The organism is Frankia tisae, assembly GCF_025403405.1.
GTDB lineage: Bacteria > Actinomycetota > Actinomycetes > Frankiales > Frankiaceae > Frankia > Frankia tisai.
The window spans coordinates 1-10,965 of record NZ_JANEZT010000228.1 but is presented as its reverse complement, the minus strand read 5'-3'; the positions used below and the strand labels follow the sequence as shown (position 1 = coordinate 10,965).

Below are 10,965 nucleotides of genomic sequence, written 5' to 3'. Positions count from 1 at the left end.
CCCCGGTGCCGACGGCGCCGGCGCCGGCAGCGGGCGTGGGGTCGGCGATCCCGGCACCGCGGACGGGGCGGCGGACGGCGACGAAGCCGGTGCGGACGCGGGGCTGCGGCCGGCAGGCGGTTGGACCGCCGCGGACATCCCGCTACTCGACGAGGCGGCGGAGCTGCTCGGGGAGGATGACCGGGCGGCCCGCGCCGCGGCGCTACGCGACCGGCTGGCCCGGGTGGCCTACGCCCAGGGTGTGCTCGACATCATCTCCCGCGACGTCGAGGACGACCCCGAGATCATGATGGCGACCGACCTGATCGACGCCGGCCGGCTCGCCGACCGGCACGAGGACGCCGACCTTCGCACGATCGCCGAGCGGGCGCTGGCGGACCGGATGTGGACGTTCGGGCACGTCGTCGTCGACGAGGCGCAGGAGTTGTCGGAGATGGCGTGGCGGATGGTGATGCGCCGCTGCCCGACCCGGTCGATGACGATCGTCGGGGACATCGCCCAGACCGGCGACCCGGCCGGCACGACGTCGTGGGAACGCGTTCTCGCTCCCTACACAACCGGCGCGCGGCCCCGCCAGGAGTCGCTGACGGTGAACTACCGCACTCCCGCGGAGATCATGGCGGTGGCCGCCGACGTGCTCGCGACGCTGCGCCCGCCGCAGCAGCCGCCGCGGTCGGTGCGCGCACTCGGTGCCGAACCCTGGCGGCTACGGGTGACCGACGGCGAGCTCGGCGCGGTGCTCGCCCGCACGGTCCTGGCCGAGCTGGCCCGACTGGCCGCCGGCCGGCCGGGCCGCGCCACCGCCAGCGCGTCGGGCACCGAGGCGCCGGCCGAGGCGTCGGCGGGCGGCGCGGCCGGCCAGCTCGCCGTGCTGGTGCCGGCGGGGCGGCTCACCGAGCTGACCGCCGCGGTGCGATCCGCCGTGCCGGACGCCGAATCCGGCGACGGTGCCCGGCTGTCGGCGCCGGTCGTCGTGCTCGGGATCCGCCAGGCCAAGGGGTTGGAGTTCGACACGGTGCTCGTCGCGGACCCGGACCGGGTCCTCGCCGAGTCTCCGCGCGGCGCGCACGATCTCTATGTCGCGCTGACCCGGGCGACGCGGTCCCTCGGCGTCCTGCACACCGGCGAGGTGCCGGGGATGCTCGCCCGCCTTTCTCCGGCCGGCACGGCGCACGTCCATGTTCCCGACGGCAGTCCCGGGCCGCGGGGACATGGACGCCCGAGCGCCGGCTAGCCCGCCGAGGGCAGCTTCCGCCCGCGTGCCGGCGTGTCCCAGCGCCCGCCCGGGCCCTGCTCGGCGAGGGACTTCGTCCTCGCCTCCGCCGGGTCGACGAAGCGTCCGGTCTCCTCGTCGAGGACCGAGATCTGCGCTGCGCCGATGTCGAAGTACATGCCGACAAGCTCCAGCGTGCCGTCCTCGAGGGCCCGGCGCACGGCCGGGTGCTCCCGCAGGTTGTCCAGCTGCTGGGCGACGTTGGCCCGGCCGAGGCGTTCGATCGGCGCAAGGTCCTCCGTACCCGGCGGGGGCGTGCGGGTCAGCGACGCGGCGGCGTGGGACAGCCAGCCGGCGAGGGCCGACTCCGGCTGACCGTGCAGCGCACCGGTCAGCAGCGCGTTCATGGCGCCGCAGCCGGAGTGGCCGCAGACGACGATCGCGGGCACCCGCAGCACGTCGACGGCATAGTCCAGCGCGGCCGTGACGGACAGGTCGCCGGACACCGGCAGGCCGAAACGCGACCCCGTGGCGGCGCCGGGTGGCAGTTCCACCCCGGGCGCGATGCTCACGCCGGCGGCCATGCCGACGCCTGAGGCCATGCCGATGCCGGCCCCGGTCGGGCTGGACGACCCGAGCCGGCCCAGCTCGCGGGCGAGGGGCCGGCCAAGCGGCGGGCGGTGCCTGTCGTTGCGCGGGACGATGTTGCCGACGTTGCGGACGGTGAACAGGTCGCCGGGCCCGCTGCTGGTGATGATGTTCGGAACGATGCGTGAGTCGGCGCAGGTGAGGAACAGCGCGGAGGGTTGCTGGCCGGCGGCGAGGCCGTCGAACGTGCCGCGCAGCAACGGCGCGGCTCGGCGGTGGAACTCGTTGACGCCGACGAGCATCGTGCCGACATGGTCGACCTGGACGGCCGCGGACGGCGCGCCGTCGGCCGTGCCCTCCAGCGGGTGGGCGGACTGTTCCACCTCCTGCCACTGCGACCAGGGAGCGAACCAGCGCGGCAGGTTCGGCGTCACCGAACGGCGGCGCTCGGCATGGTCGACCCGGCGGAACCAGACCTGGCCGATCTCGTCGATGCTGACCACCCCGCCGGACGCCTCATGGTTGGCGCACCAGCCGCGCAGGTGCTCGTAGGCGGCGTGGTCGAGGTAGTCGACGATGAGCTCGATCGAGACGGGCGCGCCGGGCGGGATCCGGCCGAGGACTCGGGCCAGGCGCGGCAGCGACAGGAAGCTCAGCGTCCCCTCGACCTCCACCTGCCAGACTCCGTCACTGTGCACCAGGCGGATGCTCGACCACAGGACCCGGCGCAGGATCAGGCCGAGCGCGGTGACCAGCCCGAGCGCGACGCCCTGCAGCAGGTCCAGGGACACGACGCCGACCAGCGTCACCACGTAGACGGGCAGCTCGCCATGCCGGCGGACGTGGCGCAGGTGGGCCACGTCGACCAGCCGCAGCCCGACGACGACAAGCAGGCCCGCCAGGGCCGCCAGCGGAATCCATTCCACGGCGAAGCCGAGGAACACAGCGAACGCCAGCACCCAGAAGCCGTGCAGGATCGCCGACGCGCGGGTGCGCCCGCCGGAGACGACGTTGGTCGAGCTGCGCACGATGACGCCGGTGATCGGCAGGCCGCCGACGAGGCCCGAGACGAGGTTGGCCGCGCCCTGGCCCAGCAGCTCGCGGTCGAGGTCGGCGCGCGGCCCCCGCCAGCCCTTCGAGGTGGCGAGCTGGTCGACGGCGACGGCGGACAGCAGCGACTCCACGCTGGCGACAATCGCCACGGTGAAGATCCCCAGCGCGATGCCGGACCAGTCTCCGTCGGGCAGCTCGGGCAGGGCGATGGAGTCGAACAGCGAGGCGGGCAGGTCGACGCGCGGAACATCGAAACCGACGGCGGCGGCGAACGCGGTGCCGACGACGACGGCGACGAGATACGCCGGGATCCGGCGCAGGATGCCCGGGACGGCGTGGGGCAGCCGTGGCCAGAGCAGGATCGTCGCGATCGTGACCAGGCCGACGGCAGTCGCCGGGCCGTGCGGGCTGATGATCGCTTCTGGTATCGCCCGAATGTTGTCCCAGGCGTGGCTGTCGGCCTTCCCGCCGAGCACGACGTGGATCTGGCCGAGGACGATGGTAAGGCCGATGCCGCCGAGCATCCCGTGGACGATGGCGGGTGAGACTGCGAGGGAGGCCCGGGCGACGCGACACAGGCCCAGCAGGATCTGCAGCAGGCCGGCGCCCACCGTGATCATGCAGGTGACCCGCCACCCGTAGGTGTTGACCAGATCGGCGACGATCACGGTCAGGCCGGCGGCGGGGCCGCTGACCTGCAACGGGGCGCCACCGAGGGCTCCCGCCACGATGCCGCCGACCACCGCGGCGAGCAGGCCTGCCGCGACCGGGGCACCGGAGGCGACGGCGATGCCCAGCGACAGCGGCAGCGCGACGACGAAGACGACGAGGGAAGCCTGCAGGTCGGGCCGCCAGCCGCCCCGGGGGCCGGCCGCCCGCCGGGACCGGTGCGAGCCACGCGGGCCGCTCGGACTGTCCGAGCTGCCCGAGCTTGCCGTGACGGGCGGCGAGTGGCTGTGCCGCGACGGCGGTGGCGGTGGCGGTGGGGTAACCGGTGCGGTCATGTCCAACTCCTCGTGGATCGGCGCAATGATGGGGGTCACCCGAACGGGCGGCCCAAAGGCGGCGTCGTTGCCGAGGGATCTCATGCTGATCACTACCAGCAGCCGGCGGGGCCGGAAGCCCACCTGGTCTGCCGCGGAAGGTGACGGGTACTGCACCGAACCCAACGATCCGGGCCGCGGACGAGTTTCACTCTGTGATGGTCAACCCACTCACGCGTAACCATTGGACAGCAACGCCCGCCGCCGTCCCAGGTATCGGCCGGACCAACAACACGGGACATCGGGGCCAGGCGACCCCAGGAAGAATGGACGGGACATCTGCGACATAAGGCTATAGAAAGGGCAGCCTGTGGCCGTTCGGCCATCCCCGGAAAGAGCGGGCGACGGGGGCCGACGGGTCACCACCGGGCGCCCACCCGGTGACCGTTCCGTCGCAGTCGCCCATACTTGTCGCGACATGGGGTGAGAATGACGCCTCGGACGGCAGTCGGCGCGCCCGCCGGGGCGCGGGCGGGGGACGTCGCGCATGCACGGTCGTGGCCGGCTCGCCCGGCTTCTGCTCGTGGCGGGATTCGGCCTGCTGCTCGCGGCATGGGTCGGCAGCAACGCGCCGGGCTTCGGGCCGGACGAGCCGGCGAACTTCGTCAAGGAGGTCGGCGCCGGTACCGGCCAGTGGTCGGGCACACCGGGGCGGCTCACCCATCCGGCGTTCGGCGCGCAGCCCGGCGCCCCGGAGCGCATCGACTGGATCAACCGCAACAGCCGGGTCTTCCAGCTGCCGGCCGGTCTCGACCCGGGTCGGGCCGGTTTCCCCTGCAACCTGTTCCGCAACTGGCTGTCGGTGAGCTGCCTGGACCGGCCACACTCCCGCCCACCGGCGACGCGGGCCCTGAGCTACGTCGGGACCTACGAGCCGTACGTCTACGCCGTCCCGGGCGCGGCGATGGCGCGAACCCACACGGCACTCGGCGCGCTCTACACCGGCCGGGCGGTGACCGCGGCCCTCGTGGCCGCGCTGCTCGCCGTCGCCGTCGCCGCGGCATGGAATGGCCCGGCCGGCCCGCTTTCCGTCGCCGGGGTGCTGCTCGCCGCGTCGCCCATGGTGCTGTTCATGGGCTCCGTGCTCGGCACCAACGGCATCGAGATCGCGGCCGCCACCGCGTTGTTCGCGCTGGTGCTGCGGATGGGCCGCGAGGCGGGTCCGCCCCGCTGGGCCTGGCCGGCGGTGGGCGTCGTCGGCGCGCTGCTGGCGCTGGCCCGGCCCACCGGACCAGCCTGGGTGCTGCTCGCCCCCCTCGTCGGCCTGGTGCTCGCCCAGCGGCGGGCCCATGGCGGCGGATCCCCACCGGCCGTGGCGGGCGAGGCGGGCGAGGCCGTTCGGGCTGGCGTCCGCCGCCGCGCTCGCCGCGAACGGCCGCGGTGGGCGTGGCCGGTGTTCTGGCTGGGCCTGGCCGCCGGCGGCGTCGCGGCGACGGCGTTGTGGGAGCGGACCATGCAGCCGCATCCGGAGATCCGCCGGGCGCTGGTCACCGAAGGGCTGCATCGGCTGCCTCACGACGCCGACGCCTGGGTGCGGCAGTGGGTCGGGGTGTTCGGCTGGGCGAGCCTGCCGATGCCCACATACGCCTACCGGATCTGGTGGCTCGCCGTCGTCGTCCTCGCCCTGATAGCGCTCGCCGCCGGCCCGTGGCGGGCCCGGCTGGGATTCGTGGCGGTGCTCGTCGGCGCCGCGGTGGTGGCCATCGGCCTCGACGTCGTGGTGCTGCGCCAGACTCGCTTCCCGGTGTATGGGCGGTACCTGCTACCCCTCGCCGTGCTGCTGCCGCTCGCCGCCGGGGAGATCGTCACCCGCCGGGCGGCGCGACTGCCCGCGGCGGTCCGCCGGCCGCTCCAGGTCGCGGTGCCGCTGGCGGTCGCCGCGGTCCACCTCGTCGGGCTGTGGGCGAACGCCCGCCGCTACGCCGTCGGCACGGGCGGCCCCGTCTGGTTCCTCGGGCGGTCGCAGTGGAACCCTCCGGGCGGCTGGTCACCGTGGTTCGCCCTCGCTGTGGCCGGGACCCTCTGCCTGGTCGGATTCGCCCTGACCGGACTGCGCGCGGCCCCGGCCACACCCGGGACGCCGACCGCCGGCGGGCCCGACACCGGCGACCTGACCGCCTACCCGACCGCAACCGACGACAGCTACGCAACCGAGCGGGAGTGAATGTGGACTACCGGACTATGGGCCGTTCCGGCCTCACGGTCTCCCAGGCGTGCCTCGGCGCGATGAACTTCGGCGCGGTCGGCCTCGCGTCCTGCGACGAGACCGAGGCCACCCGGATCATCAACGCCTTTCTGGATGCCGGACACAACTTCATCGACACCGCCGACATCTACAGCGGCGACATCTACAGCGGCGGGCAGTCGGAGCAGATCGTCGGGCGCGCCATCGCCGCCCGCCGCGACGAGGTCTCCGGCCCCGCGCCGGGCCCCCTCGACGGCCGGGCCGCGCCCCGCTGATTCGCCTCCGGATCCCTCGTGGGCCAGCGGTCGGATCAGAAGCGGTCGGGGTCCTGCGGCGAGGGATGGCCGGAGCTGATCTCGGCGCGGGCGTGGGTGACGATCTCCTGGACGTGTCGTTCGATCTCCTCGGGATCCAGGCCGAGGGCGCGGCCGATGTGCACCGACCAGACCTCCGAGCGCACGTTGGTCTCGAAGTCCAGGTCGGCGCGCAGGTTCTGGCGGGTGCCCGCCCGGTTCTGGCTGACCATGACGAACGTCGACAGGAAGATTGCCTCCAGGCTGACGATCATCGTGAGGAGCCCGAACGGGTAGCGGTCGAACACCCCGGCGTCGCCGAACACGCCCTCGTTGAGCAGGATCCAGCCGCTGAACCAGACGGCGTGCAGGTACACGAAGGGCAGCGATCCCGCGAACGACGTGATCAGGTCCGCCGCGCGGTCCTGCGAGGAGCTCATCCGGGTGAAGACGACCCGTTCGTTGCGGATCCGGGCACGCGGCCGCGGGCGGCCGTCCGCACCGGGGCGTCGATGCTGATCGTGGGCGTCGGCGGGAGAACTCATGAACTACATGCTGATGTCCGAAGGTCCGCGCACCGGCGCCGCCCCCCGGCGGCCGCGGGTGATCTCTGCGTCCCGATTCCCTGGGCGGCCCGACCCCGATCCCGCTCGAGAACGCAAGCGACACCGTCGTGTTGCGGAGGGTCACGGGAACTCCTACAGTCCGGAGGTGCCGGCCGGCCGCCGCGGGGGCTACCCTCCGTTCCCTGCCGACCTTTCTCATCCGGCGCGCATTCGCGTGACGGTCGCGCGACCGTCGCGCGGCCGAGTGATCCGAACGGAGCCAGATGATGAGCACCGGCAGTGGGCTGGACGCCGCGGAGCTGGCCCGGGAACAGGCGGAGCTGCTACCCGACCGCCTGACCCTCGCCGCCGTCGAGATCAACCGCCACGAGTTCGACCCGAGCAACTACCCGGTCAATTCCCCGGGTAGCAACAACTCCTACATCGAGAACCACTCGGAACCGGAGATCGCCTACAGCAACCAGTCCTTCGTCGAATCCATCGTCAACAGCTGGAGCCAGGTGAACCAGTGGTGACCTCCGTGATCGCCACGATAGCCACGCTCCTTGAATACACGATGCGGCGATGCGGCGAGTAATATTCGACCGTGTACAGAGCATGACGTGACACGCCCAGCTCGGATCCTCGCCATCGCGTTTTGACGCGACTAGCGTTCCACCCGTCAGAGCAGTCATGAAGACTGGATCAAGACGGGGGAAAGAATGCAGGAAGAAATTGAGGACGGATCTGACGAAAAACGTCATGGATTTCCCCTGGAGCAGGCGGAACTGCTGCCCGACCGCCTGACCCTGGCAGCTTTGGAGATCGGCCGGAAAGAATTCGATCCCACCTTCTTTCCGATCAATTCACCCTGGTCGAACATGGCCCAGATCGACGCGCACGGCGAACCGCAGATCCTCGGCGGAATACTGCCGATCCTCATCTCACTGGTACCCAGCATCAACATCATCTTTCAGATCGACAACCACTGATCGACCTGCGACGGACGGCCAAGATGATCAACTTTCCCCCGCGTCCCGGCCCCGTTCCAGCGACGGGTCCGGGGCGCGGGGGCCAGCCCCTCGTCGGGGAGCCGGGCCATGATGCGAAGCCGCCGGCAACCCACCGGCCCGCGGCCGGTGCGGCCGGGCCTGGACCGGTGCCGGCCCGGCCACGCCGGGCCGACGGGTTGACCCTGCTCGGCGAGTTCGCCGGCTCCGGCCTGGACCGGCCGGTCGAGCTCGCCCGCCGGGGCGACGGCCAGGTCGTCGCGCTCACCGAGCTGCTCGCGCGCATTCTGGCGGCGGCCGACGGCACCCGGGACGTCGAGGCGATCGCCGGCCGGGTGGCGGCGCGTGACGGCCGGGCGGTGAGCGGGGCCGACGTCCGCTACCTGATCGCCGACCGGCTGATGCCGCTCGGCCTCATCGCCGCCGTCGGCGGCGCCACCCCGAGTCCCCGGGCAGCGGCGATGTTCACCCTTGCCGGGCGGCGGACCCTGCTGCCCGCGCCGGTGGTGGCACGGATCAGCGGGGTGCTCGCGGTGCTGTTCCGGCCGGCGGCCGTCGCCGGGCTGCTCGCCACGCTGGTCGCGGCGGACCTCTGGGCGTTTCGCCGGCACAGCGTCGCCGACAGCGCGGCCGCGGTACTCGCCACCCCGGCGCTGATGCTGGCGGTGGTCGGGCTGGCCCTGGCCGGCGCTCTGATCCACGAATGCGGGCACGCCGCCGCCTGCCGCTACGGCGGCGCCAGGCCCGGGGTGATCGGCTTCGGCATGTACCTGGTGTGGCCGGCGTTCTTCACCGACGTCACGGACACCTACCGGCTCAGCCGGCGCGGCCGGCTGCGCACCGACCTCGGCGGCATCTACTTCAACGGGCTGTATGCGCTGGTCCTGTGCGGCGCGCTCGCGGTCAGCCACGCCGAGGTCCTGGTGACCGCGATCGTGCTCACCCACCTCGACGCCGCCCGCCAGCTCGCACCGTTCGTCCGGTTGGACGGCTACTACATCATGGGCGACCTCGCCGGGGTGCCCGACCTGTTCAGCCGGATGGTCCCGGCGCTGCGCTCGGCCCTGCCCGGCCGGCGCCGCCCGCCGATCGGGCGGCCCGCGGCCGGCGGGCATGCGGCCCGAGCCGGCGATGCGGGACCCGTCGGCCTGGCCAGCGGCACGCGGCTGACCGGGCTGACCCGGCGGGCTCGGCTGGTGGTGACCGCCTGGGCGCTGCTCGCCGCGCCCGCGATCGTGGTCAACCTGCTGATGCTGCTCGTGTCCGTGCCGTTCGTCCTGCCCCGCACGGCGCGGGCCGTCTGGGCGCAGCTCGAGCCGGCAGGTTCGGCGATCGGTGGCGGGCAGGTGCTGACCGGCGCCGCCGACGCCGCGGCCGCCGTCGTCCTGGCGCTGCCAGCCGCCGGCATGCTGTTCGTGCTGTTCCTGCTCGGCCGTGCGGTGGGCCGCGGCCTCGTCGCGTACCGACGCCGCTCTCAGGCCCCGGCCGGTGGGGCGAAGAACTCCAGCGCGATGCCATCCGGGTCGCGCAACGACAGGCCGCTGCCGTAGTGGGCGTCGACGATGCCGCCGTGGTCGACGCCGAACAGGGCGGTGTACCACGGCACGCTGACCGCCAGATCGGTCACGGTGACGGCGACGTGGGTGAAGGCGGGAAATGTAGTCATTATTAATATTCCTGTCGGTTAGGCGTTCCGGGAAAGCACGGCCGCGGCCTTCTGCGCGCCACCAAGATGCGCGCGGGGCACCTCGAAACGCGACGCGGTGCCGTCGTAGAGATGAATTTCAAGCACGCCGGTCCATCTTGCCCTTGTTGACCTGGGCGAGCCGCACAGCGGGTCACAGCGCCGCTCGCGGTCACGGCCGCGCCCACGGCGCACCCTGGACGCGGTCATCGCCGCCGACGCCGATCTCGGCGCCGAGCTACAGGCCACCATCACCACCGGCCTGACCTGCCGCTACATCCCGGCGGCGACCGACCCGCGCCACTGGACCGTCCGCCGCTGACGCGGGCATGGAGCAAAAACCACTGGCGGCTGCCTCCATAACGTCCCTAGAATCCAACCCGTGTCAGCTACCCGCATCCTGCTGGTCTGCGGCGCGGCGGGCGTCGGTAAATCCTCGACCGCCTACGAGATCGCTCATCAACTTGCCGACCTCAACGTGCCCCACGCCATGATCGACTGTGATGAACTTGATCGAGTCCACCCATGGCCACCTCCCGGACTGAGTACCAGCGAGCTGTCCCGCCGCAATCTTGGCGCGCTCTGGGCCAACTTCGCCGCCCTCGGCCACACCCGGCTCCTGCTCACCGGCGTCTTCGCCACACTCGCCGACGAGCTGCGCTGGATCGCGGACGCGGTCCCAGGCGCAGACATCGCCACTATCCGCCTCACCGCAGATCTACCAACTCTGACCAGCCGGATACACCGCAGAGAGATCGGTTCAGGTGCGCACGCGCAGCTGGCCCGCAGCACCCGGCAGCTTGAAGCGATCGCTGGGAGTGACCAGCTGGGAGTGACCGTCCTGGACACCACCAGCCAGACCGCCACCGCAACCGCCGCCCAGATCCTGGATCTCTGGCTCAACCGGCCAGTAAACTGACCACGCCGAGCCGCTTCATTCCAGAAGGTCCCGTATCTGACGGGAAGATGCACACGGACAAGATCGACATCGATACTCCCCAGGTCCGCCGGTTGATCGCAGCGCAGTTCCCGCAGTGGACGCGCCTGCCCCGTATCCCCGCGGCGGCCGAGTAGGTGGACAAGGAGCAGCGGTGGCTGTCACGGCTCGCGCCACTGTTGCCACTGGCCGTCCCGGTCCCGCTGGGCCGGGGCAGACCCGACCAGGGCTACCCATGGACCTGGTCGGTCTACCGATGGCTCGACGGCGAGAGCCTGCTCGCCGAGCCGGTCACCGATCCGCCCCACCTCGCCGTCGAGCTGGGGCGTTTCATCACCGCCCTGCGGGCAGTCAATCCCGTCGGCGGACCGCCGCCCGGGACCCACAACTTTTTTCGCGGCGCCCCCCCTGGCC

At 72.4% G+C, this 10,965-nt stretch carries 11 protein-coding genes; 8 read left to right on the top strand and 3 right to left on the bottom strand.

Going from position 1 to position 10,965, the window contains the following annotated elements:
* On the top strand, positions 1 to 1,234 hold a 1,234-nt coding region (locus NBZ85_RS20250; RefSeq protein ID WP_261562411.1), incomplete at its 5' end, for an ATP-binding domain-containing protein.
* On the opposite strand, the gene NBZ85_RS20245 is transcribed toward NBZ85_RS20250, so the two are convergent.
* The gene (locus NBZ85_RS20245; protein WP_261553886.1) at positions 1,231 to 3,858 is read right to left on the bottom strand and encodes a SulP family inorganic anion transporter; all 2,628 of its coding nucleotides are present in this window, start codon (positions 3,856 to 3,858) and stop codon (positions 1,231 to 1,233) included. The two genes, NBZ85_RS20250 and NBZ85_RS20245, sit on opposite strands and share 4 nt — an antisense overlap.
* A 526-nt stretch (positions 3,859 to 4,384) precedes the next feature.
* On the opposite strand from NBZ85_RS20245, the gene NBZ85_RS20240 reads away from it, so the two are divergent.
* Both NBZ85_RS20240 and NBZ85_RS20235 read left to right on the top strand, forming a co-directional pair.
* Positions 4,385 to 6,061 carry a DUF2142 domain-containing protein gene (locus NBZ85_RS20240; RefSeq protein WP_261562410.1) on the top strand — a complete coding sequence of 559 codons (1,677 nt, stop codon included), beginning with the start codon at positions 4,385 to 4,387 and terminating at the stop codon, positions 6,059 to 6,061.
* Positions 6,058 to 6,357 (top strand): aldo/keto reductase, encoded by a 300-nt coding sequence (locus NBZ85_RS20235; RefSeq protein WP_308205195.1) that lies wholly within the window; start codon positions 6,058 to 6,060, stop codon positions 6,355 to 6,357. Before NBZ85_RS20240 ends, NBZ85_RS20235 begins: the two co-directional genes overlap by 4 nt.
* 35 nt (positions 6,358 to 6,392) lie before the next feature.
* On the opposite strand, the gene NBZ85_RS20230 is transcribed toward NBZ85_RS20235, so the two are convergent.
* Positions 6,393 to 6,920 carry a DUF1003 domain-containing protein gene (locus NBZ85_RS20230; RefSeq protein WP_261553888.1) on the bottom strand — a complete coding sequence of 176 codons (528 nt, stop codon included), beginning with the start codon at positions 6,918 to 6,920 and terminating at the stop codon, positions 6,393 to 6,395.
* Positions 6,921 to 7,207: 287 nt separating this feature from the next.
* Between NBZ85_RS20230 and NBZ85_RS20225 the strand changes: the two genes are divergently transcribed.
* From NBZ85_RS20225 to NBZ85_RS20215, 3 genes are all read left to right on the top strand, one after another.
* A complete protein-coding gene (locus NBZ85_RS20225) occupies positions 7,208 to 7,456 on the top strand; it encodes a hypothetical protein (protein WP_261553889.1) in 249 nt (82 codons plus the stop codon).
* A 186-nt stretch (positions 7,457 to 7,642) separates the two neighbouring features.
* Positions 7,643 to 7,912, top strand: coding sequence for a hypothetical protein (locus tag NBZ85_RS20220; RefSeq protein ID WP_261553890.1), 270 nt, complete (start codon positions 7,643 to 7,645; stop codon positions 7,910 to 7,912).
* Positions 7,913 to 8,079: 167 nt separating this feature from the next.
* Positions 8,080 to 9,480 carry a hypothetical protein gene (locus tag NBZ85_RS20215; RefSeq protein WP_261553891.1) on the top strand — a complete coding sequence of 467 codons (1,401 nt, stop codon included), beginning with the start codon at positions 8,080 to 8,082 and terminating at the stop codon, positions 9,478 to 9,480.
* On the opposite strand, the gene NBZ85_RS20210 is transcribed toward NBZ85_RS20215, so the two are convergent.
* Positions 9,405 to 9,596: a VOC family protein gene (locus tag NBZ85_RS20210; RefSeq protein ID WP_261553892.1), complete on the bottom strand. Its 192-nt coding sequence runs from the start codon at positions 9,594 to 9,596 to the stop codon at positions 9,405 to 9,407. The genes NBZ85_RS20215 and NBZ85_RS20210 overlap by 76 nt on opposite strands.
* Positions 9,597 to 9,996: 400 nt before the next feature.
* On the opposite strand from NBZ85_RS20210, the gene NBZ85_RS20205 reads away from it, so the two are divergent.
* Both NBZ85_RS20205 and NBZ85_RS20200 read left to right on the top strand, forming a co-directional pair.
* Entirely contained in the window at positions 9,997 to 10,533 is a 537-nt protein-coding gene (locus NBZ85_RS20205) for a P-loop nucleotide/nucleoside kinase family protein (protein WP_261562409.1), read from the top strand.
* A gap of 155 nt (positions 10,534 to 10,688) precedes the next feature.
* The coding region (locus NBZ85_RS20200) for a phosphotransferase (RefSeq protein ID WP_261562408.1) at positions 10,689 to 10,965 on the top strand (277 nt) is incomplete at its 3' end.

Coding starts and splice junctions, on each gene's coding strand:
- NBZ85_RS20245 (WP_261553886.1), bottom strand. CDS start 3,858: ATGACCGCACCGGTTACCCCACCGCCACCGCCACCGCCGTCGCGGCAC.
- NBZ85_RS20240 (WP_261562410.1), top strand. CDS start 4,385: ATGCACGGTCGTGGCCGGCTCGCCCGGCTTCTGCTCGTGGCGGGATTC.
- NBZ85_RS20230 (WP_261553888.1), bottom strand. CDS start 6,920: ATGAGTTCTCCCGCCGACGCCCACGATCAGCATCGACGCCCCGGTGCG.
- NBZ85_RS20225 (WP_261553889.1), top strand. CDS start 7,208: ATGAGCACCGGCAGTGGGCTGGACGCCGCGGAGCTGGCCCGGGAACAG.
- NBZ85_RS20220 (WP_261553890.1), top strand. CDS start 7,643: ATGCAGGAAGAAATTGAGGACGGATCTGACGAAAAACGTCATGGATTT.
- NBZ85_RS20210 (WP_261553892.1), bottom strand. CDS start 9,596: ATGACTACATTTCCCGCCTTCACCCACGTCGCCGTCACCGTGACCGAT.